Here is a 22,297-nt window from a genome sequence, read left to right as displayed (position 1 = left end):
GGCGCGCAGGGCCGCTTCGCAATCCCGCCGCTTGCGCGCAGCCGTCCGGAAAACTAAGGCGGCTGGCATGAAGAGAACTGCTGGCCAGGACCGTTCGATCACGCAGAAGTGGCGTCCCGCAACGCAAGCCGTGCGCGGAGGCACGTGGCGTTCGGAAATGGGCGAAACGTCCGAAGCGCTGTTCCTCACCTCCGGCTTTACCTACGACGATGCCGCGACGGTTGCCGCGCGCTTCGCCGGTGAGGCGGAAGGCATGACCTATTCGCGCCTGCAGAACCCCACGGTGCAGATGCTGGAAGAGCGCATCGCCCTGATGGAAGGAGCCGAGGCGTGCCGCACGCAGGCCACCGGCATGGCGGCGATGACCACCGCCCTGCTCTGCCAGCTTTCGGCCGGGGACCACATCGTCGCCGCCAAGGCCGCCTTCGGTTCGTGCCGCTGGCTGGTCGACAACCTGCTGCCGCGCTTCGGCATTACCGGCACCACGATCGACGCTTCGGACAACGCTGCGTGGGAAGCCGCGATCAGGCCGAATACCAAGGTGTTCTTCTTCGAAAGCCCGGCGAACCCGACGATGGACATTGTCGATCTCGAGTTCGTCTGCGCGCTCGCCAAACGCCACGGCATCACCACCGTGGTCGACAACGCCTTTGCCACCGCTGCTCTGCAGCGCCCGATGGACTTCGGCGCGGATGTCGTCGCCTATTCAGCCACGAAGATGATGGATGGCCAAGGCCGCGTCATGGCTGGCGCAGTGTGCGGTTCGGCCGAGTGGATCAACAACGTCCTGCTGCCGTTCCAACGCAACACCGGCCCGAACATCGCCGCGTTCAACGCCTGGGTCGTCCACAAGGGCCTCGAAACGCTTGACCTGCGCATCCACCGCCAGAGCGAGAACGCGCTCAAGGTGGCGAGCTTTGTCGAAGCCCGCGTGCCCCGTCTGCTCTATCCGTTCCTGCCCAGCCATCCGCAGTACGAACTGGCACGCAAGCAGATGAAGGCGGGCGGCACCATCTTCTCGTTCCACCTCGATGGTGGGCTGAAGCAGGCTCACGCCGTTCTAGATGCGCTGCAATTGATCGACATCTCGAACAACATCGGCGATTCGCGCTCGCTGATGTGCCATCCGGCCTCGACCACGCATTACGGCGTCGGCCCGGAAACCCGCGCCGACATGGGCGTGGGCGAAGGCATGCTGCGCCTCAATGTCGGCCTTGAGGACCCCGATGACCTGATCGAGGATCTCGACCAGGCCCTGCGGGCCGCGGGTTTGTGAAACCATCTGCCTGAAATTGCGCCAATTCGGTTGCATCGCGCCACCCTTGCCGTAAAAAGGCAGCCGGGTGGGGTCGCAACGGAGCAAGCTGCTTTGCTGGCCGAGGCCCATCTATCTGCCATAATCCAGTCTTCCGATGATGCGATCATCAGCAAGGACCTGCAAGGGACAGTCCTGAGCTGGAACCCGGCGGCCACGCGCATCTTCGGATTTGCGGAAGCGGACATGATCGGCCAGTCGATCCGGCGCCTGATCCCGGAAGATCGGCAGGCCGAAGAAGACGATATCCTTGCTCGCATAGCGCGTGGGGAGCGGGTGAAGAGCTTCGACACCGTCCGCCAGCGCCAGGACGGAGCCCTCATCTCCGTCTCGCTCACGGTCTCACCGATCTACGACCAGGCAGGAAAGATCGTCGGCGCAAGCAAGATCGCCCGCGACATCACCGCTCGCGAGGAAGGCCAGCGCGCCTTGCGCGAAAGCGAGATGCGCTTCCGCATGCTGGCCGACAACATCACCCAACTGGCATGGGTTGCCGACCGGTCCGGTTGGATAGGTTGGTACAACAAGCGCTGGTATGACTACACCGGCCTTGCAGAAGGCGATTGCGACGGCTGGGGCTGGGATCAGGTCCATCACCCGGACCACCTCGAAAGGGTCCTTGCACACTTCAAGACCACCATAGAATCCGGGGTGGAGTGGGAGGACACCTTCCCTTTGCGATCGGGCGACGGGGAATACCGCTGGTTCCTGTCGCGCGCGCTACCCATTCGCGACGCTTCGGGCGCGATCCTCTACTGGTTCGGCACCAATACCGATGTGACCGACATGCTCGAGAAGGAAGAGCAGATTCGCGTTCTCCTGATGGAGGTGAACCACCGCTCGAAGAACCTGCTTGCCGTCGTTCAGGCCCTTGCCCGCCGTTCGGGCTGCAAGGACCCGGATTTCCTGCACCGCTTCGAACGCCGCCTCGCCAGCCTCTCGGCCAATCAGGACTTGCTGGTCCGACGCGGCTGGTCGACCATCCTGATGGATGAGCTGGCCGAGGCCCAGTTGGCGATACTGGGGCGCGAGGCGCGGGCGCAGATCGAATTGCGTGGAGCCTCGATTCCCCTCAGCCCCCGCAGCGCCGAGATCATCGGCATGGCGTTGCACGAGCTTGCCACCAATGCGCTCAAGTACGGCGCCCTGGCCGCGCCGGCAGGCAAAGTCGTGCTGTGCTGGGAGGAAACCGCAGATCGCTTCGTCATCGACTGGCGTGAGAGCGGCGTGCCCCTGATGTGCGTGCCGACGCATCACGGGTTTGGTACCACGCTGATGCGGCATATCCCGGCCCGAAGCCTCGATGCCGAAGTGACCATCGATTACGCGCCGACCGGGTTGCACTGGCGGCTGGATTGCTCGCTCGCCACGGCAAGGATGCTGGAAAGCTGAACCTCAGGCGGCGCGCCGGCCTTCACAGTGTTCTGCTTCTACCTCGGCCTTGGAAGTTGCCTCTTGCTTGTCCTGCGTGATCAGGCGGTTTTCCGCCCGCCCCATTGTCCAGTTCTTGCCGAGACGGACCTTGCTGTTGGGCGCACACCAGATCTCGCCCGACTCATCGAGCGCCGTGACCCAGATGAGATTGTGCTCCTGGCCATAGTCGATCATCCCGATCGCATAGCCATCGCCCTTGCCCAGCACGTGCAAGGGAATTGTCGGATTGAGTTGCGTAAACACGGTTGTCTTCCTGCAGTGCGCCGTCGGGCGCCAACTTGATGCAGGTTAAATCCGCGAAACGGGAAACGGGTTCCTCACTCGCCCTTTGAGGCAGCCTCAAGCGCGGCGATGCGGGCCTTGAGCGCTTCCACTTCCTCACGCGCGGAAGCAGCCAGTTCCTTGACCGCGTCGAATTCCTCGCGGCTGACGAAATCGAGGCCGCCGAAGATTTCCTTGGCCTTCTCGCGCGCGTTTTCGCCCGCCTCGCGGCCCATGCCCGCAATCGTTCCCGCCGCGCTGTTCAGCAGCTTGACGAAGTCGGCGATCATCGGGTTTTCACTCTGCATGGGCTTGGGTCCTGGCTGGCATTCGGTCCCCGCTATGTGGGCCGCCATCATGCCTTGCGCAAGTGGCCGGACAGGTCAGATTTCGACGCGCTCGGTCGTCACGGTGCCGAATGCGCCATCGGCATCGGGGTTCAACCGGCCGAACTCGAACGTCAGCACCGAAGCGAAGCAGACCCACGCGAGATATGGCAGCAGCAGCATGCCCGCGACCGGGCGTACGCGCCAGAACAGCACCACCGTCAAGACGATCGCCACGGCCATGGCAACGGTGATCCAGAACGCCACCGTGATCTGGTGCAACGCGAAGAACGTAGGCGACCAGGCGAGGTTGATGAGAAGCTGCACCACGAACATCGCGACGGCAATGCCACGCCCCGCCGCGCCGCGTGCCGAGAGAACCATCGCCAGCGCCAGCCCCATCAGAACATAAAGGACGGTCCAGACGATTCCGAAGGCGGCCGGCGGTGGATAGATCGACGGCTTGACCAGCGCATCGAACCACGGGTTGCCAGGGCCGCTGCCCGCAGCTTGTCCGGACAGAAACCCGAGAGCGACGACAAGGGGAATGGTGAACAGCGACCAGCGCAGAAGACTGGCGCGAAGCTGTCCCGAAGAGGCAAGATAGTTCATGGCACCCGCAAGCAACTGCGCAAAACGCGCGATTCGCCGGGGATATTGGCGAGGGGTTGCCTGCTCTGCAATCGGAAGTCGTCCCGCATTGCATCCCGCGCGGAGACACAATCCGGGGAAAACTCAGCAACGCAGCGCGGAAATCAGAAATTCGACGTTGCCTTCGGGCCCGGTGATCGGGCTCGGGACGATGCCCTGAACCTCCCAGCCTTCGCCTTCCAGCCAATCGCGCACCTCGCCGCAGACGCGTTCGTGAAGCGCGGGATCACGCACCACGCCGCCCTTGCCGACTTCGGCCTTGCCCACTTCGAATTGCGGCTTGATCAGCGCGACGAGGCGGGTCGGTCTCGTCGCCAGGGAGAGCGGCACTTCCAGCACCTTGCGCAAGGCAATGAAGCTGGCATCACAGACCACCCAGGTCGCTGGTCGATCGATGTGTCCCGGCGTGAGGATGCGCGCGCTGGTCTGTTCCAGTACGGTGACGCGCGGATCCTGGCGCAGCTTCCAGGCGAGCTGGTTGGTGCCCGAGTCCACGGCAAAGACGTGCTCCGCGCCGCCTTGCAGCAGCACGTCGGTGAAGCCGCCGGTCGAACTGCCGATGTCCATTGCGGTGACGCCGGATGGATCGAGGCCGAAATGCTCGATGGCGTGGGCGAGCTTGATGCCGCCGCGCGAGACCCAAGGGTGATCGCGTCCACGCACATCCAACGCGGCATCGAGAGCGAGCGCCTGCCCGGCCTTGGCGATCCTGGTCTCGCCCGAGTAGACCAGCCCGGCAAGGATCAGGGCCTGCGCGCGCGCGCGGCTTTCGACCAAGCCCCGTTCGACGAGCAACTGGTCCACGCGAAGCTTGGATGCGCCGGGCTGTTTGGGGGGGCGGGTTGAGGTCACGGCGCGTTCCTTCCATAACTGCACCATGAAGATCAACCATGCACACCGCCCCCGCCTCGTTTTATCCGGTGCGCTGGCTTTCGTCCTGCCATTGGCCCTTTCCGCCTGCGCCGCGCCGACGGTGGTCCCGCAAGCCGCGCCGCCGCCGGCCCCCAGGCCAACCCAGGCACCGCCCCCGCCGCCACCTGCGCAGACTTTCAAGGACTGGCGCGATGCGCCACAGACCGTGGGCAACTGGCGCTATGAGCCGGGGGTCGCCCGTTTCGGCCCGGGCGACGCCACACTGTTCGCCCTGGCCTGCAACCGCGCCGCAGGAACGATGAGCCTGATCCGCACCGGCACTTCCACCGTGCCGCTGCCGATGACGGTGGCAACCACCAGCGATATCCGCCCGCTTTCGGCCGATCCGGCGCCGCAGGGCCAGCCGCAACTGGTGGCAACGCTGCCCTCGCGCGATCCGCTGCTGGATTCCATGGCGTTCAGCCGCGGTCGCTTTGCCATCGAGGTGAACGGCTTGCCGACGCTCTACCTGCCAGCCTGGGCCGAAGTGGGGCGGGTGATCGAGGATTGCCGGAAATAACGCGATCCGCCTGCATGGCCGCCTGCATGGCCAGTTGCCTATCCGGTTGCAGGGGTGACCATACTGCAGGCGCGAAGCGGAGATTGTGACGACAATTTTTTTTCGATCAAGTCTTGTTGTTTTGCCATGGATGAATCACATTCAGAACAAGGCCGGTGAGAATACAAACTCCCGGTCCAGCAGGCCCAACAGCCTGTGACTTTGGCTCAACAGCGCGAAAGGAGGTGATCCGATGTCTCATGGTTCAGCAGAGAGGTCGGTACAGTCCCGCGCGAGGCATTATCGCTGAGTTTCGATTAAGCGATAAAGGCTTCGTGGGCGGCACTTCCGGCCGCTGACCATGCGAAGGGCCGCTCGGATTGACCGACGCGGCCCTTCACATTTATTACATTCCCCTTGCCTTTCGCGCAATAATAGTTCACGGCGCTGCTTCCTCGATTCTAGCGCAAGGACTGCCCCATGGCGACGCTCGCCGACAACAGCCTCACTTTCACCAAGCATCCGCACCCGGCTCCGGTTGCTGCGGACGTGCGGGCGCAAGTGCTGGCGAACCCCGGCTTCGGCACCGCCTTCACCGATCACATGGTCGAGATCGACTACGCCGAGGGGACCGGCTGGCACGACGCTCGCGTCGTTCCCTATGGCCCCATCGCGCTCGATCCTGCGGCTGCAGTGCTGCATTATGCGCAGGAAATCTTCGAAGGGCTGAAGGCCTATCGCCTGGCCGACGGCGGCATCGCCCTGTTCCGTCCGGAAGCCAATGCGCAGCGCTTCAATGCGTCTGCGCGCCGCCTCGCCATGCCCGAACTGCCGGAAGAGCTGTTCGTCGATGCCGTGCGCCAGCAGGTGCTGGCCGACAAGGACTGGTTCCCTACTGTGGAGGGCGGCTCGATGTACCTGCGCCCGTTCATGTTCGCCAGCGAGGCGTTCCTGGGCGTGCGGCCTGCGAAGCAGTACAAGTTCATGGTGATCGCCAGCCCGGCCGGCAACTACTTCAAGTCGGGCGCGCCGGCGGTTTCGATCTGGGTTTCGGACTATACGCGTGCTGCGCCCGGCGGCACCGGCGCGGCCAAGTGCGGCGGCAACTATGCCGCCAGCCTCGTGCCCACCGCCGAAGCCTTCTCGCGCGGGCACGATCAGGTCCTGTTCCTCGATGCAGCTGAACACAAGTGGGTTGAGGAACTGGGCGGCATGAACCTGTTCTTCGTGTTCGATGACGGTTCGATCCTGACGCCTGAACTGACCGGCACGATCCTGCCCGGCATCACCCGTTCGAGCCTGCTCAAGCTTGCCGCCGAAGAGGGCCTGACCGTGCGCGAGGGCCGCTACAGCCTTGACCAGTGGAAGGCAGACGCGGCTTCGGGCAAGCTGATCGAGACGTTCGCCTGCGGCACCGCGGCGGTTGTCACGCCGGTCGGCAAGGTCGCCAGCCACGAGGGCGAGTTCACGATCGGTTCGGGCGGTCCCGGCCAGCTGACGCAGAAGCTGCGCGCCAAGCTCGTCGGCATCCAGCGCGGGGAGATTGCCGATACCCATGGCTGGGTGACGCGGATCGCTTGATAGCGAGACCTGAGAAAACGAAAAGGCCCGCCAATCCATGTAGAACGGCGGGCCTTTTTCATTGCGTCTGCCTCAGAAGTCGAACTGCGCCCGCATGCCGATGACGTCGGCGTTGTAATTGCGATCCGCACCTGCAGCGACCGCGGCATCCTTGAGCCAGAGATGGCCGTAGTCGACAATGAAGCGCACGTAGTCCGTCGGCACCCACAGCAAGGAGGCACCGACGAGCTGCTGGCGGCCGCCCAGCACGCCCCCACCAGCACCATCGACGTCGTTGAGGTCGAGCCAGTCATAGCGGGCGTTGACCTGCACCGCGCCAATGCCGCCCTTGTCTACACCGTTCTTCGGCTTGATCCGGGTCCAGGTGCCCTCGCTTGCCTTGTAGGGCAGCGTATCCCCCTTGGTCAGGAACACGCCCGCTTCGACATAGCCGCCGTTGAAGGTGGGGTCGGCAATCCCTGCCGGACGGTTGACCTTCATCCACTGCGATTCAGCAGTGAAATGCACCGGACCGCCGGTCCAGCCCAGTTCCACGCCGTAATTCGTTTCCGACAGCGCGCTGATCGCCTTGGTATCGACGAAGCGGATGTCGGTGGTGTGGGTGAACGGGCGGGCGCGATAACGCACGGTGGCGCTGCTGTCGTTGAGGTCGTGGTAGTGCGCCGAGCCGCCGATGTGCGCCTGGCCGCCGAACAGCCTGGGCTGCAAGGCAAAGCGGCTGTCGATGGAATAGCTGTTGTCGGTATCGGCGTTGAGGTCGGTGACGTTGTCGGAGAACACGCCGACTTGCGCCAGGACCATGCCCTTCTGGTACTGTGCAGAAAGGCCGAGGCGGCGCTCGAAACCGAAGGCGGTGTTGAACGCGGCGCGCTCCATGAAGCTGGTGAACAGGTCGGACTCGGTGTCCTCCATCGATTCGAACGGTTTGTGCTGGCCGATCGTGAGCGTAAGGTTCCTGATACCGTTATAGGTGAGGTAGACGTCGGTCGGATCGACACTGCTGTTGGCGATGTCCGCCTCGATACGGTAGCCGAAGTTGCCGGGAATGGTGCCGTCGAAGCCCAGGTAGGCGCGGCGGAATTCGGTGGCGAGGCCAAGGCTCTTGCTGCCTATGGACGACGGCGCGGAGACCGAGGCGGTGTCAATCTGCAGGCGGCCGCGCGGCTTGAAGCTCCACTTGCCGGCCTTGGGGTTCTTCGGGTCGACCGGGGCTTCAATCTTCGGCCCACCATCCCAGCTGATCGCGACTGGCGGCTTGCCCGAAGCGGTCGGCGAAGGGATTGCGGCGACGGCAGTGGCGGTCGCGTCGCTCTTGGCCCTGGCTTCGGCGAGCTGGCCCTGCAAGGTCTGGATCTGCGCCTGCATCGCGGCCATTGCATCCATCTGGCTCTGCATCTGCGCCTGCATCTGCTGAAGCTGGGCCTGCATGGCGGCAATATCCGCGTTCGAGGACGCGGCCTCAGCCGGGACAGCCCAGCCAGCGGCGCAGGCAAGAGCGGTGATCGAGACGCGCGTTGCAAACTTCATGACGAATCCTTGAGCCTACCGGTTTGCGGCCAAATATGTCTGTAGTGTTACATTTTGTTGACGGTGGTTTTGCCGATTTGTCGCAAATGCTGCGGCAACGCCTCGCCCGTTGCGTTCCGGCCCTCGCCGTGGCATCGCTGATGCCTGCGTTAATCGCCCGGTTAGGGCGCTCCGGAGAGACCCAAGCATGAGCATTTCGTTCGAAGGCCGCGTCGCGATCGTTACCGGAGCAGGCGGTGGCCTTGGCCGCGCCTATGCCCTCGAACTCGCCCGACGCGGGGCGAAGGTTGTGGTCAACGACCTTGGCGGATCGCGCGATGGCACGGGCCATTCGGACGCAGCGCTCAAGGTCGTCGAGGAAATCGAGGCCATGGGCGGCGAGGCCATGTCGAACGGCGGCTCGGTCAGCGAATACGAGCAGATGGTCGAGATGGTCGCCAAGGCCAAGGAACGCTGGGGCGGCGTGCACGTGCTGATCAACAACGCCGGCATCCTGCGCGACAAGAGCTTCACCAAGATGGACCCGGCCGATTTCGAGATGGTCGTGCGCGTCCACCTGATCGGCTCGGCCTTCGCCACCAAGGCCTGCTGGGACCTGATGCGCGAACAGAACTACGGCCGCATCCTGATGACGGCATCGTCCACCGGACTGTTCGGCAACTTCGGGCAGGCCAACTATGGCGCGGCCAAGCTCGGCCTCGCCGGGCTGACCAAGACGCTCTATCTTGAAGGCGCGAAGAACAACATCAAGGTCAACACGCTGGCCCCGGTTGCCGCCACGCGCATGACCGAGGATATTTTCCCCGAGGAAGCCTTTAAGCTGTTCGGCCCCGAAAACGTCGTCCCCGCCGCGCTCTTCCTCGTCTCGGAAGACGCCCCCACCAACGCCATCGTCGGCGCAGGCGGCGGCGCGTACCACGGCGCATGGGTCACCATGAACAAGGGCGTCCTGCTGGCACCGAACGAACGAACCGTCGAAGGCTTCGCCGCCAACTGGGACAAGATCAGCGACCGCACCGGCGACTTCGCCCCGCAATCAGGCGCGGAGCAGAGCCAGGTGATCATTGGCCAGTTGCAGGCGGCGATGAAGGGGTAACTGTCCGCTTTAAAACCACGTCGTCCCGGACTTGATCCGGGACCCCGCTGCCTTTTGCGGCCTCGGTGAAAACGCAGCTTGCGGCAAGAAAAGTGGGGTCCCGGATCAGGTCCGGGACGGCCAGGAGTGATCAGTCAAACTACTCGCAGCACCACGACGATCCCGCCCTGCGGAACCTCACACCCGGCGAGCACACGCACCGCATCAGCCCGTGCGCGTGACAGGACTTCCGGCGCAACGCCTGCATCATGCACCACCACGTCCGCCTGCCCCAGCAGCCGCGCGGTGCGAAGGGTAAGGTCTTCGGGGTCGTTCGAGGTCAGGGTGATTTCGAAGCGCCCGGACTGCCCTTCCGCGCCAGAAGCCAGCCAGTCAGCCACCTTCGCCTCGCTCCCGGCCCGGAACAGATCGAGTTCCCCGCCCTCGTCCAGCGCCGCATCGAGGGCACGGCGGCGGTCGGCGACCGAGGACCAGCGCTTGCGCATCCCCTCGCGCGCCTCTTCCAGCGCGCGGGCCAAGGCGCCCAGCCCTTGCGGCAGCAGACGCTCCAGCCGCAGGCGCAGGATCTTGGCGAGGCCTGCCGAGGCCCCGCCCGTGCCCACGGCGATCAGCACCGGGTCACGGTCGAGGATCGAGGGCGTGGTGAAATCGCACAGTTCGGGCCTGTCGACCACGTTGACCAGCAGGCCGGCACAGCGCAGCCGGATCGCGTCGCCCTGCGCCATGTCGGGATTGTCGTGCGCGATGAAGGCGAGGCGCGCGCCGTCGTCGATCCCGGCGTTGATATCGCGGTAGATCACCCCGCCCGCGCGCTCGATCAGGCGCTGCTTGGCCGCGGCGGCCTCCCCCTCGCCCAGCAGGATCACCGGCTGGCCCGCGATGCGGTGGAAGAGGGGGAGCGCCTTCATTCCCTCAGGCTCATCTTACTTGAGGAAGTCCGGCACGCGCTCTGCCGCCAGGATCGTCGCAGGATCGATGCGGTCAGCCACCACGGCCCACTTGTCGCCATCGACCATGACTTCGGGCACCAAGGGCCGCGAATTGTAGGTGTTGGCCATCGTCGCGCCATAGGCCCCGGCGGTGCGGAACACGGCGAGATCGCCGCGCCCAACCTTGTCGATGGAGCGAGCCATGGCGAAGGTGTCCGAGCTTTCGCAGATCGGGCCGACGATGTTGGCGGTGAAGGTCTCGCCCTTCGGCTCCACCGCGGCGAAATCGTGCCAGGCATCGTAGAGCGCGGGACGGGCAAGGTCGTTCATCGCGGCATCGACCACGACCCACGGATTGCTCGCCCCTTCCTTCACGCGGATCACCTCGGTCACCAGCACGCCGGTGTTGCCGGTGATGACGCGGCCCGGTTCGAACATCAGGGTCACGCCCCAGTTGCCGGTCACCCGCGCGACCATCGCCGCATATTCGGCGGGCTGCGGGAACACCTCGCCCGACTTGTATGGCACACCGATGCCGCCGCCCAAGTCCATGTGCGTGACGCTATGGCCAGCAGCGCGGATCTCTTCCATCAGCGCGCCGACCTTGTTGAAGGCGGCTTCCAGCGGCTCGAGCCTGGAAAGCTGGCTGCCGATGTGCAGCGTGAGGCCGCGCATGTTCAGGCCCGGCGTCGTGGCAAGACGGCCATAGATTGCCGCCGCACGATCGAACGGCACGCCGAACTTGTTCTCGGCCTTGCCGGTGGAAATCTTGCCGTGCGTCCCGGCGTCAACGTCAGGATTCACGCGCAGCGCGGCCGAGGCAACCTTGCCCATGGACGCGGCGATTTCCGCCAGTTCCAGCCCCTCTTCCTCGCTTTCGAGGTTGAACTGGCCGATCCCGGCTTCGATGCCACGGCGCATTTCGGCCGCAGTCTTGCCCACGCCCGAGAACACGATGCCATCGGGCGCCATGCCTGCCGCCAGCGCGCGTTCCATCTCGCCTCCCGAGACGACATCGGCGCCGTAGCCTTCGGCAGCCAGGACCTTGAGCACGGCGAGGTTGGGGTTGGACTTGACCGCGAAGGCGATCTTCACGTCGCGCAGCACGCCAAGGGCATCGCGGAACACGCGGGCGTGGCGGGTCAGCGTCGCGCGCGAATAAACATAGACGGGCGTGCCGACCTCCGCCGCGATCACCGGCAGGGGCACGTTCTCGGCGCAGAGCACGCCGTTGTTCAGTTCAAAATGGTCCATCGGAAATTCTCAGTCTTCGGGAGGCAGGTCGAAAGGATCGTCTTCGCGATCCTGCGAGCGGCGACGCGGCTCGACGTTGCGCGCAGGGGCTGCCTGCGCGGGGGTTTTGAGCAGATCGTCCGCGCCCGGCTGGACCTCGCGGCCATAGGGGATCGGCGGCGGCGTCTGGTCTGGCGCCAGCTTCAGCTCGGCCTTGTTGCCGCAGCCCGCCAGAGCGAGGGCGCCAAGGGTGCCGAGCAAAATGGTGCGCGAAAGCTTCAAGCCTGTTCCTCCAGCCCCAGCGCGACGCACGCCTGGGCCACGCGCTTCCTTACCTCGTCCGGCGCAGTTCCGCCATGGCTGCAACGCGCCGCCACGCTCGCCTCGACCGAAAGCGCGGCGTAGACGCGATCGTCGATGCGCTGGTCAATGGCCTTGAGGTCCTCGATCGAGAGCTGATCGAGCGCGATACCGCGCGATTCGGCCAGTTTCACGGCGCTGCCGGTGATGTGATGCGCCTCGCGGAACGGGATGTTCGCCTGCCGCACCAGCCAGTCGGCAAGGTCGGTCGCCGTGGCATAGCCGAGTTCGGCGGCGGCGCGCATCCGGTCGGTGCGGAACTTCGCTTCGGCGACCATGCCGGTCATCGCGGCGATGGACAGGGCGAGCAGGCTGGCAGCTTCAAACACCGGCGGCTTGTCGTCCTGCATGTCCTTCGAATAGGCCAGCGGCAGGCCCTTCATCGTGATCATCAGGGCGGTCAGGCAACCGACGATCCGTCCGGAATGCCCGCGCACCAGTTCGGCGGCATCGGGGTTCTTCTTCTGCGGCATGATCGAGCTGCCGGTCGACAGGCTGTCGGGCAGCGTCACGAAGCCGAAGGGCTGGCTTGCCCAAATGATGAACTCCTCGGCCAGCCGCGAAAGGTGCAGCGAGCACTGCGCCGCCGCCATCAGGTAATCGAGCGCGAAATCGCGGTCTGACACCGAATCGAGGCTGTTGTCGGTTGGCCCGTCAAAGCCCAGCGCCTCGGCGGTGCGGAAGCGGTCGATCGGAAAGCCGGTTCCGGCCAGCGCCGCCGAACCCAGCGGGCTGCGGTTCATGCGGCTGCGCGCATCGGCAAAGCGCGAACGATCCCGCCCGATCATCTCGTAGTAGGCCATCAGGTGATGGCCAAGCGTGACGGGCTGCGCGGTCTGCAGGTGGGTGAAGCCGGGCATGATCGACGCGGTGTGTTCGCCTGCGCGCGAAACCAGCGCGACCTGCAGCTGCTTGAGGCCCAGCTCTGCCTGATCCATCGCATCGCGCACCCACAGGCGGAAGTCGGTCGCCACCTGATCGTTACGGCTGCGCGCGGTGTGGAGGCGACCTGCCGCCGGGCCGATCAGTTCGGCAAGTCGGCTCTCGGTGGTCATGTGGATGTCTTCGAGGTCCCAGTTTTCGGGCACCCCGTTGGCCTCATACTCCGCCGCGACCTGATCCAGCCCTTGCGCGATCAGCGCCGCATCCTCGGCCGTGACGATGCCTTGCGCGCCGAGCATGTCCACATGGGCCTTTGACGCGGCGATGTCTTGCCGCCACAGCGCCTTGTCGAAGGGAATCGAGGCGTTAATCTCGCGCATGATCGCCGAGGGACCGCCTGCGAAGCGCCCGCCCCACATCTGGTTGGAGCCTGATTTGTCGCCCATGTCCGTCTATTCGCCCAAAGTGCTGTTGCTCGTGGCGGCCCTTGCCGTTGCGGGGTGCGATAGGCAAGCGCCGAGCGACTCGCAACCGCAGAGCAGCGCGGCACCTACGGAATCTGTCGCCAAGGGCGAATTCAATGGCACGCTCGACATCGCCAATCGCGGCAAGGACATGCCCGACTTCACCGTGACCGATCCGTCGGGCAAGACGCTCAAGTTGCGCGATCTCAAGGGCACGCCGGTCCTCGTCAATCTCTGGGCCACCTGGTGCGGACCCTGCGTCCTCGAGATGCCGATGCTCGACAAGCTGGCAGCGGACAACGCGGGCAAGCTCCGCGTCCTCACGGTATCGCAGGACATCGAAGGAGGGGCGAAGGTCGCGCCGTTCTATGCCGAGAAGAAGTTCGCCAAACTGGAACCCTGGCTCGACACCGAGAACAACCTCGGCTTCTTCTACGAGACGGGAATGCTGCCGACGACGGTGCTTTACGATGCACAAGGCAAGGAAGTCTGGCGCATGATCGGCGCGCATGACTGGTCGGGTCCACGCACCGCCGCGATGCTTGCCGAAACCCTCGGACAGTAGGCCTTCTGAACCCGAGAATTGTGGGTGAGTTGGGGGAAACTTGCCCCAGAGTTCAGGAGAGTTGGAAACGGAATGGTTTGACATTCGCTCACGCGCCACTAGAGCGGCCGGCGGGCCACGCGGTCCCAACGCCGCGCGTGCTCTCTGCAAGGAGAGACTACAATGTCTGCTACGATTCCGGCTCGCAAGCCTGCGCGCCCCTTCTTCTCGTCCGGTCCCTGCGCAAAGCCGCCCGGATACTCCCCCGAAAAGCTCAGCACCGAATCGCTCGGCCGGTCACACCGCGCCAAGATCGGCAAGACGCGCCTGCAGTATTGCATCGACCTGATGCGCGAAGTGCTGCAGCTGCCCGATACGCACCGCATCGGCATCGTTCCGGGGTCTGACACCGGCGCTTTCGAAATGGCGATGTGGACGATGCTGGGCGCCCGCCCCGTCACCACGCTGGCATGGGAATCATTCGGTGAAGGTTGGGTCACCGATGCCGCCAAGCAGCTCAAGCTCGATCCCACGATCCTGCGCGCCGACTATGGCCAGATCCCCGATCTGAACGCGATCGACTGGTCGAACGACGTGCTGTTCACCTGGAACGGCACCACCTCGGGCGTGCGCGTGCCGAACGCCGATTTCATCCCGGAAACCCGCGAAGGCCTCTCGTTCGCCGACGCGACTTCGGCTGTCTTCGCCTACGACATCGACTGGTCGAAGATCGACGTTGCCACCTTCTCCTGGCAGAAGGTCCTTGGCGGCGAAGGCGGCCACGGCGTGCTGATCCTGGGGCCCCGCGCGGTCGAACGGCTCGAAACCTACACCCCTGCATGGCCGCTGCCGAAGGTGTTCCGCCTTGTTTCAAAGGGCAAGCTGGCCGAGGGCGTGTTCAAGGGCGAGACGATCAACACCCCCTCGATGCTCGCCGTCGAAGACGCGATCTTCGCGCTCGAGTGGGCCAAGGGTCTGGGTGGGCTGAAGGGCCTCCAGGCGCGCAGCGATGCCAATGCGGCAGCGCTCAACAAGATCGTTGAAGAGCGTTCGTGGCTCTCGCATCTGGCCGCTGACGAAACGACGCGGTCGAAGACCTCGGTCTGCCTCTCGGTCGAAGGCGCTGACGCAGATTTCATCAAGAAGTTTGCAGCCCTCCTCGAAAAGCAGGGCGCGGCCTATGACATCGCCGGTTACCGCGATGCCCCGGCGGGCCTTCGCATCTGGTGCGGCGCGACCGTCAATGCCGAGGACATCGCCGATCTCGGCCCGTGGCTCGACTGGGCCTACGAGACGACCAAGGCCGAACTGGCTGCGGCCTGATCAAGGCTTGGCGCTGCTGCAGGGTAGCGCCAAGACCTTCCCGTTCTTCCAGTCGTCACCCTGAACTTGGTTCAGGGTCCATTTCTCCCCCTCAACCGACTTCTCTGGCCGAGGGATGGATGCTGAAACGAGTTCAGCATGACGGTGTCTCATTCTGATGGATTGGATCGAAACATGACCAAGCCCAAGGTTCTCATTTCCGACAAGATGGATCCCAACGCCGCCCGCATCTTCACCGAGATGGGCTGCGACGTTGACGTGATCACCGGCGAAACCCCGGAACAGCTGATCGCCCGCATCGGCGAATACGATGGCCTCGCCATCCGTTCCTCGACCAAGGTGACCAAGGCGATCCTCGATGCCGCCACCAACCTCAAGGTCATCGGCCGCGCCGGCATCGGCGTCGACAACGTCGACATCCCCTACGCCTCGTCCAAGGGCGTGGTGGTGATGAACACCCCGTTCGGCAACTCGATCACCACCGCCGAACACGCCATCGCCATGATGTTTGCGCTCGCCCGCCAGATCCCGGAAGCCAACGCCCAGACCCAGGCGGGCCTGTGGCCGAAGAACGGCTTCATGGGCGTTGAAGTCACCGGCAAGACATTGGGCCTGATCGGCGCTGGCAACATCGGCTCGATCGTTGCCAGCCGCGCGCTTGGCCTCAAGATGAAGGTTGTCGCCTTCGACCCCTTCCTGACGCCCGAGCGCGCCGTGGAAATGGGCGTCGAAAAGGCCGACCTCGACACGCTGCTGGCCAAGGCGGACTTCATCACGCTGCACACGCCGCTGACCGACCAGACCCGCAACATCCTCAGCCGCGAGAACCTCGCCAAGTGCAAGAAGGGCGTGCGCATCATCAACTGCGCGCGTGGCGGCCTGATCGATGAAGCCGCACTCAAGGATGCTCTGGATTCGGGCCAGGTCGCAGGCGCCGCGCTCGACGTGTTCGAAACCGAACCCGCCAAGGAATCGCCGCTGTTCGGCACCCCGAACTTCATCTGCACCCCGCACCTCGGCGCGAGCACGACCGAAGCGCAGGTCAACGTCGCCCTTCAGGTGGCCGAGCAGATGGCCGATTTCCTCGTGACGGGCGGCGTCACCAACGCGCTCAACATGCCCTCGCTCTCGGCCGAGGAAGCGCCGAAGCTCAAGCCCTACATGGCGCTGGCGGAAAAGCTCGGCAAGCTGGTGGGCCAGCTCGCGCACGACAACCTGACCAAGATCGCCATCGAGGTTGAAGGTGCTGCCGCGCAGCTCAACCAGAAGCCGATCACGGCGGCGGTCCTTGCCGGCCTGATGAGCCAGTATTCGCAGAGCGTGAACATGGTCAACGCGCCGTTCCTCGCCAAGGAGCGCGGGCTCGACGTGCGCGAAGTGCGCCACGATCGCGAAGGCGAATACCGCACGCTGGTTCGCGTCACCGTCAGCACCAGCCAGGGCGAGCGGTCGGTTGCGGGCACGCTGTTCGGCAACGGCCAGCCGCGCCTCGTCGAGATCTTCGGCATCGGCATCGAGGCCGATCTCGACGGCGACATGCTCTACATCGTCAATTCCGACGCGCCCGGCTTCATCGGCCGCATCGGCACGCTTCTCGGCCAGTCGGACATCAACATCGGCACCTTCCACCTCGGCCGTCGCGAAGCCGGCGGTGAAGCCGTGCTGCTGCTCTCGCTCGACAGCCCGGTCCCGCAGGACGTGCTCAAGCAGGCCTGCGACATCGAAGGCGTACGCGTGGTCAAGGCGCTGAACTTCGTCTGATCCAGCGTCAGCGTGAAATCGAGGGGCGGGTGCAGCGATGCGCCCGCCCTTTGCTTTTGGCTACCTAGCCGCTAAGCGCCGCAACCATGACCGACGTCGATTCCAGCTTGCTGCCCGAGGGGCTTGAGGACCGCCTGCCTGCCGAGGCGGCGACCACCACGCGCGTGATGCGCAGCATTCAGGATGTGATGCACGGCCACGGCTATGACCGCGTGCTGCCACCGATGATCGAGTTCGAAAAAAGCCTCGCCGCCCGGATGGCGGGCATTCAATCACGCCGCATGTTCCGCTTCACCGATCCGTCGAGCCTGCGGATGATGGGTTTGCGTTCGGACCACACCCCGCAGATCGGTCGCATCGCGCAGACGCGGCTGGCCGAAGCGGCGCGCCCCCTGCGGCTGATGTATGCAGGCCAGGTGCTGACCATCAAGAGCGACGGCCTGAACCCGGCGCGCGAGAAGCTGCAGTGCGGTGCCGAGCTTGTCGGCGCGGACAATCTGGCGGCGGCGACCGAGATCGTCTCCATCGCCGTCGAGGCGCTGCAGGCAGCAGGCGCGCGCGGCGTCAGCGTCGATTTCACCCTGCCCGATCTGGTCGATACGCTCGCCGCCAAGGCCTTCCCGCTTGCGCCCGAACAGATCGAGGCGGTGCGGCGCGAACTCGACACCAAGGATGCAGGCGGCCTGCGCGATGTGGGCGGCGAGGCCTATGTGCCGCTGCTCTACGCCACCGGCGAGTTCGACAGCGCCATCGAGAAGCTGTGCGAGATTGATGCTGGCGGCGCGCTCGCCTCACGCATCGCCTCGCTCAGGCAGATCGCTGCCAGCCTGAACGGCGCGGCGCGGCTGACGCTCGACCCCAGCGAGCGCCACGGCTTCGAATACCAGACCTGGTTCGGCTTCACCCTCTACGCCGAAGGCGCGCGCGGGCCGGTGGGACGCGGCGGCACCTACCGCATCGCGGGCAATGGCAAGGACGAAGCCGCCACGGGGTTTTCGCTCTACCCGGATGCGTTGATCGACCTGCTCTCGGCAAGCGAACCCGCCGAAGACCGCGTGTTCCTGCCGCTGGGCCACAACCGCGACGAGGCCGCACGGTTGCGCGCGATAGGCTGGCGCACGGTTGCGGCTTTGACGGAGGCGGACAGCGCGGAGGCGTTGGGCTGCACGCATGTGTTGGGGGTTAGTGGGCCGGAGAAGGTTTGAGCCAATCAAGGTGGCTGCATCGCTCAATTGAAAAACTGCGACTTGTTAATGGTCGTTGGTTAGATCAGCACAATGAAGTTTGGATTCGCGTCAATTAAAAACGAGGAGCTGTGGCTCCCAAAGAAATTTTGCGAGCGTGCCCGCCTGAGGGTGAGCGTGATGCAGCAGCGACCGAAAGGTTGGCCCCGGAACATCATTTTTCATCATATCGAGATACCGGATGACTTCTCTAAAGGGGATGCGCGCCGGGCAATCTGGCAAATCAAGAATTCAAAGGCATTTGGACTGCGTCGGTTTCGCAGAGGCCTGCTACAATTGTTATTGGCACGCGCTGGCCAAAAGGTCCCGCGCCATCGTCCCCGCGTCCAAAGACCGATCAAGCGCCCGCGCTGACATTTCTGCTGTGCGGACAATTTTGCTGATGTAGGTAGCCTCGAATCTACCTGTCCTGCTTTCCAAGCAACAACGTCACATAACCAAAACCCGTCGTCACGGACTTGATCCGGGACTTGGCTTTTCTTCTTCAGCGCTCGGCTGCAAGGAAAAGCCAAGCCCCGTGTCGAGCACGGGGCGACGACCCAATCCTCCCTGTTTTTCCGAAGGACATACGGGGAGGTGGCATTCGCGGCAGCGAATGGCGGAGGGGTTTTTCCCCTCCACCACCAGCTTCGCTGGCGGTCCCCCTCCCCATTTGTGCTTCGCAAAAACGGGGAGGATTTTGACTACCGTGCAAACACCCCCTTCAACCACGCATCCATCACCGGCGTTGCGGGATAGTCCGGTTCGCCCAGCTTGCGGTTGATTTCGGCGTGGCCTTGCAGGCCGGTGCCGGGGAAGCTGCCGTATTCGACGGTCACGCCCGCCTTCTTCAGCGCCGCGCCGAGCTCCTGCGCCTGCGCCACGCCGTCCTTGCGCTGAACGTGGAGGAGGAGGAAGCGCGGGGCGTTGGGGGCGGCGGCGTGGTAGGTGGGGGATAGCGCCTTCTGGCGCGCCGGGTCGGTGCCGAAGGCCTGTTTGTAGGTATCGGCCATCATGCGGCCGGCCTGCGCCATCTGCTGGGGCACGTCATAGGCCGCGCCATCGTTGGGCATCACGCCGTCTATGTCGGCGAAGGACAGGCCCGCCTTGCGCAAGTATTGCTCGTCCGTGCCGACCAGCGCGACGAGGTGTGCGCCCGCGCTGTGGCCGGTGATGACGACCTTGCTGCGATCGATGTTCAGCTTGTCGGCGCGGGCCAGCAAATAGGCCAGCGCCTGCGCCACGTCGCTCGCCTGCTGCTCGACCGTGGCATCGGGCACGAGGCGGTAGTTGATCGAGGCAAAGGCATAGCCCTGATCGCGCAAGTGGCCGGGCAGGGCATTGCCCATCGCGGTGTCCTTGCTCCCGCGCTTCCACCCGCCGCCGTGGACGTAGAGCACCAGCGGGACCTTGGGCTTGGGCCTGATGTCGATGGTCACCGGAGCCCAGAAGTCCATGACCTGCAAGGGATCGGAGCCGTAGGCGAAAGTCTGCGCGCCCGGCGCACGATCACGCTTGGCAGAGCCTTCCGCACGCTGCTCCATGCGCTTGGCGATGCGTTCGCGCAAACGCTCGCCGGGGCGCGCTTCCGCCAGCCCTGCGCCGAGAATGACCAGCGCCGCCGCGCCGGCGATCCATGTCCGCTTCATGCCGTGACCTCACCGTTTTCCCTTGCTGAGAAAACTGATGGGCCACGGCTTTATCTGCGATGAACCGCCAGATTCAGCAGGTGATCAGAAGCTGAAGCGGGCGCTCAAGCGAATGTCGCGCCCGAACAGCGGGGCAACATCCTTGAGGAAGCTGGTGTGGCGGCGCGCTTCCACATCGAAGATGTTGTTGGCCTGCAGCATCAGCGTGGTCTGCGATTGCGCGCCAAACGGCTTCCACGAAACGCTCGCGTTGACCATGGTCCAGGCCGGCGTTTCGGTTTCGAACGCGGCAATGCGGCGCTGCGCCGTGGCATGCTCCACCTCCAAGCGCCCGCCGATCACGCTGCCGCTGGCTTCCAGTCCGCCAATCAGGCGCAGCGGGGGAATGCGTGGCACGGCCCCGCCCTGTTGACCATTGGCGCCCAGCACATCGGCGCGGGTGTAATCGACAAGGCCGGTCAGTTCGAAGCGGGTATCGCCCGCCTGAGCCACGGTAACCGCGCCTTCGGCCTCGAAGCCATAGAAGCGGGCGTCGGCCTGGGCATACTGGAACACCGGCAGTTCGTCCTCTTCCTCGCCCGTGGGGTTGAGGAAGATGTAGTTGTCGAAGCGGTTGATGAAGGCGGAAAGCTCGACGCGCCAGCCCTCGCCGCGCCCGCGCAGCACCGCTTCGCCGCCGATCTGCCGTTCCTTGCGGAAATCGGGATTGCCGATCTCGAAGGCGCGGGTGGCGGCGTGGGCACCGTTGGCGAACAGTTCTTCGGCGGAAGGCGCACGTTCGCTGCGGGCCCCGCTCAGGGCAAGGCGGAAGCCACTGCCGAGATCGACCGAACCGCCCAGCGAGAGCGAGACCGATTCGAACGTCCTCTCCCGCCCGATTGCAGCGGACCTGACGGTCGCATGCTCGTAGCGCGCCCCCGCTTCCAGCTTCGCGACGCCGAGGTCGAACTCCTGAAGGGTGAACAGGCCGATCTGCCGTGTCTCGTTGGCGGGAATATAGGCCTCTTCGCCCACGGCATTGAAATTGCGGCTGAAGTACTGGAGGCCACTGGCACCCTGCCAGCCGTTGCGCTGTGCCTGCACCAGTTCGGCGCGCGCTTCCCAGCTCCTGTTGAAGAAGCTGGTGCCGATTTCCCCGGTCGATTCAATCTCGTCGTGGCGATAGTCAGCCCACCCGCCGCGCACCTTCAGCTCCTTGAACGCGCCGCCCAGCGGCACTGCGCCGCGCACGTCGACGCGGGTCTGCCGCATGTCGAGGGTGATGTCCTCATGGCCGTGGCCCTCGTGGTCGTCTTCGGCCAGCGCCGTGACACCCCCTTCTTCGCCGTGATCGTCGTGGTGGATTTCAAGGCTGTTGGGAATGCCGTAGCGATTTTCGAGATGGCTGACGGCAAAGCCGAAGTTCGCACCATTGCTGCCGACCCATCCGAGACCACCGGCCACGTCCCAGGTGCGCGCGGACGTGTTCTCGAGCCGCCCCCGCGCCTGCGCCTCATCGGCCACCTCGCCACCCTCTTCCGCCGCTTCCTCACGCAGATCCTTGCTGAACACGAAGCCACCGGTGCGGTAATTGCCCGATTCAAAGAAGCTGCCGTCCAGATGCGCCACAAACCCGCCACCCAGCGGCGCGTTTACCGAGGCTGCGACATTGCGCTCTTCGGCTGCCGAGGCGAGGCCGGCCACGGCGTCGACGTGCGGTCCTGACTGGGGCACCTCGCGCGGGATGCGCAGATCGCGCATGTTGACCACGCCACCGATCGCGCCCGATCCATAGAGCAGCGCAGCCGGGCCGCGCAGGATCTCGATGCGGTCGGCCAAGAGGGGATTGACCGCCACGGCATGGTCGACCGATGTGTTCGACACGTCGAAGCTGCCGATCCCGTCGGTCAGCACGCGCACCCGCTCGGAATCCAGCCCGCGCAGGATCGGGCGCGAAGCATTGGGGCCAAAGAAGGTGGAGGACACACCCGGCTGGCGGGCCAGCGTCTCCCCGATGGTCGAGCGCTGCTGCAACTGCAGATCGTCACCCTGAAGGACGGTTACTGCCGACGCCACATCGTCGCGCTTGCGTTCGAACGGGGCGCTGACGACGATCTGGATCGACGGCTGAGTGTGCCCGTCTGCCCGGTCATCAGCTGCAGGAGCAGAAGCCTGCTGCGCCACGGCGGGGACGGCGAATGCAACAGCGCAAATCGGTGAAGCGCTGAGGAAGAGAGCAGAAAGACGCATGGAATGTCCTTGCTGAATGCGACTGGCCACCCGCCCTTCGGGCTGCGGCGTTGGCGGCTCCATACAGGCGCCGCGCGCATGTTACAACATAACATTAC

20 protein-coding genes are annotated in these 22,297 nt (G+C 64.8%); 9 read left to right on the top strand and 11 right to left on the bottom strand.

The window, feature by feature from the left end:
- Positions 1–67 precede the first annotated feature (67 nt).
- Together IM701_RS01470 and IM701_RS01465 are read left to right on the top strand one after the other, a co-directional pair.
- Positions 68–1,276, top strand: a complete 1,209-nt coding sequence (locus IM701_RS01470; RefSeq protein ID WP_039336406.1) for a PLP-dependent aspartate aminotransferase family protein — start codon at positions 68–70, stop codon at positions 1,274–1,276.
- 93 nt (positions 1,277–1,369) lie between these two features.
- The gene (locus tag IM701_RS01465) at positions 1,370–2,707 is read left to right on the top strand and encodes a PAS domain S-box protein (RefSeq protein WP_039336499.1); all 1,338 of its coding nucleotides are present in this window, start codon (positions 1,370–1,372) and stop codon (positions 2,705–2,707) included.
- A 3-nt stretch (positions 2,708–2,710) separates the two neighbouring features.
- On the opposite strand, the gene IM701_RS01460 is transcribed toward IM701_RS01465, so the two are convergent.
- From IM701_RS01460 to IM701_RS01445, 4 genes are all read right to left on the bottom strand, one after another.
- Complete coding sequence (locus IM701_RS01460; protein WP_039336404.1) at positions 2,711–2,992, bottom strand: hypothetical protein; 282 nt, start codon at positions 2,990–2,992, stop codon at positions 2,711–2,713.
- A gap of 74 nt (positions 2,993–3,066) precedes the next feature.
- On the bottom strand, positions 3,067–3,318 hold the full coding sequence (locus IM701_RS01455) for an accessory factor UbiK family protein (RefSeq protein ID WP_039336498.1): 252 nt from the start codon (positions 3,316–3,318) through the stop codon (positions 3,067–3,069).
- Between the two features lie 75 nt (positions 3,319–3,393).
- A complete protein-coding gene (locus tag IM701_RS01450; protein WP_039336402.1) occupies positions 3,394–3,948 on the bottom strand; it encodes a TspO/MBR family protein in 555 nt (184 codons plus the stop codon).
- 123 nt (positions 3,949–4,071) lie between these two features.
- Positions 4,072–4,866 carry a TlyA family RNA methyltransferase gene (locus IM701_RS01445; protein WP_193827569.1) on the bottom strand — a complete coding sequence of 265 codons (795 nt, stop codon included), beginning with the start codon at positions 4,864–4,866 and terminating at the stop codon, positions 4,072–4,074.
- On the opposite strand from IM701_RS01445, the gene IM701_RS01440 reads away from it, so the two are divergent.
- Complete coding sequence (locus IM701_RS01440; protein ID WP_193827568.1) at positions 4,865–5,419, top strand: hypothetical protein; 555 nt, start codon at positions 4,865–4,867, stop codon at positions 5,417–5,419. The genes IM701_RS01445 and IM701_RS01440 overlap by 2 nt on opposite strands.
- Before the next feature lie 459 nt (positions 5,420–5,878).
- The gene (locus IM701_RS01435; RefSeq protein WP_193827567.1) at positions 5,879–6,979 is read left to right on the top strand and encodes a branched-chain amino acid aminotransferase; all 1,101 of its coding nucleotides are present in this window, start codon (positions 5,879–5,881) and stop codon (positions 6,977–6,979) included.
- A gap of 72 nt (positions 6,980–7,051) precedes the next feature.
- Here IM701_RS01435 and IM701_RS01430 read toward each other — a convergent pair whose 3' ends face one another.
- Positions 7,052–8,506, bottom strand: a complete 1,455-nt coding sequence (locus tag IM701_RS01430; RefSeq protein WP_193827566.1) for an OprO/OprP family phosphate-selective porin — start codon at positions 8,504–8,506, stop codon at positions 7,052–7,054.
- Between the two features lie 187 nt (positions 8,507–8,693).
- Between IM701_RS01430 and IM701_RS01425 the strand changes: the two genes are divergently transcribed.
- A complete protein-coding gene (locus tag IM701_RS01425; RefSeq protein WP_193827565.1) occupies positions 8,694–9,602 on the top strand; it encodes an SDR family NAD(P)-dependent oxidoreductase in 909 nt (302 codons plus the stop codon).
- Between the two features lie 134 nt (positions 9,603–9,736).
- Here the strand turns inward: IM701_RS01425 and IM701_RS01420 are convergent, their stop codons facing one another.
- Genes IM701_RS01420 through argH form a run of 4 tightly spaced genes read right to left on the bottom strand, consistent with a single transcriptional unit; the run spans position 9,737 to position 13,425 of the window.
- Positions 9,737–10,510 carry a bifunctional precorrin-2 dehydrogenase/sirohydrochlorin ferrochelatase gene (locus IM701_RS01420; RefSeq protein WP_193827564.1) on the bottom strand — a complete coding sequence of 258 codons (774 nt, stop codon included), beginning with the start codon at positions 10,508–10,510 and terminating at the stop codon, positions 9,737–9,739.
- Between the two features lie 15 nt (positions 10,511–10,525).
- On the bottom strand, positions 10,526–11,785 hold the full coding sequence (gene lysA, locus IM701_RS01415; protein ID WP_193827563.1) for a diaminopimelate decarboxylase: 1,260 nt from the start codon (positions 11,783–11,785) through the stop codon (positions 10,526–10,528).
- Positions 11,786–11,794: 9 nt separating this feature from the next.
- Positions 11,795–12,046, bottom strand: a complete 252-nt coding sequence (locus IM701_RS01410) for a hypothetical protein (RefSeq protein ID WP_039336391.1) — start codon at positions 12,044–12,046, stop codon at positions 11,795–11,797.
- Entirely contained in the window at positions 12,043–13,425 is a 1,383-nt protein-coding gene (gene argH, locus IM701_RS01405; protein WP_193828304.1) for an argininosuccinate lyase, read from the bottom strand. Before argH ends, IM701_RS01410 begins: the two co-directional genes overlap by 4 nt.
- Positions 13,426–13,450: 25 nt before the next feature.
- Here argH and IM701_RS01400 point away from each other — a divergent pair, with 25 nt between their 5' ends.
- The 4 genes from IM701_RS01400 (at position 13,451) to IM701_RS01385 (ending at position 18,303) form a co-directional block, all read left to right on the top strand.
- Positions 13,451–14,035 carry a TlpA disulfide reductase family protein gene (locus tag IM701_RS01400; protein ID WP_193828303.1) on the top strand — a complete coding sequence of 195 codons (585 nt, stop codon included), beginning with the start codon at positions 13,451–13,453 and terminating at the stop codon, positions 14,033–14,035.
- Positions 14,036–14,197: 162 nt separating this feature from the next.
- On the top strand, positions 14,198–15,337 hold the full coding sequence (locus tag IM701_RS01395) for a phosphoserine transaminase (protein WP_193827562.1): 1,140 nt from the start codon (positions 14,198–14,200) through the stop codon (positions 15,335–15,337).
- A 174-nt stretch (positions 15,338–15,511) separates the two neighbouring features.
- A complete protein-coding gene (gene serA, locus IM701_RS01390) occupies positions 15,512–17,098 on the top strand; it encodes a phosphoglycerate dehydrogenase (RefSeq protein ID WP_039336384.1) in 1,587 nt (528 codons plus the stop codon).
- A gap of 86 nt (positions 17,099–17,184) precedes the next feature.
- On the top strand, positions 17,185–18,303 hold the full coding sequence (locus IM701_RS01385; RefSeq protein WP_193827561.1) for an ATP phosphoribosyltransferase regulatory subunit: 1,119 nt from the start codon (positions 17,185–17,187) through the stop codon (positions 18,301–18,303).
- A 722-nt stretch (positions 18,304–19,025) separates the two neighbouring features.
- Here IM701_RS01385 and IM701_RS01380 read toward each other — a convergent pair.
- Entirely contained in the window at positions 19,026–19,970 is a 945-nt protein-coding gene (locus tag IM701_RS01380) for an alpha/beta hydrolase (protein WP_193827560.1), read from the bottom strand.
- 84 nt (positions 19,971–20,054) lie between these two features.
- Positions 20,055–22,199: a TonB-dependent receptor gene (locus IM701_RS01375; RefSeq protein WP_193827559.1), complete on the bottom strand. Its 2,145-nt coding sequence runs from the start codon at positions 22,197–22,199 to the stop codon at positions 20,055–20,057.
- Positions 22,200–22,297: the final 98 nt, after the last annotated feature.

It is taken from the genome of Novosphingobium sp. ES2-1 (assembly GCF_015169775.1).
Taxonomy (GTDB): Bacteria; Pseudomonadota; Alphaproteobacteria; order Sphingomonadales; family Sphingomonadaceae; genus Novosphingobium; species Novosphingobium subterraneum.
Note: the sequence above shows the minus strand (reverse complement) of the source record. Positions and strands in the feature narration are given on the sequence as shown.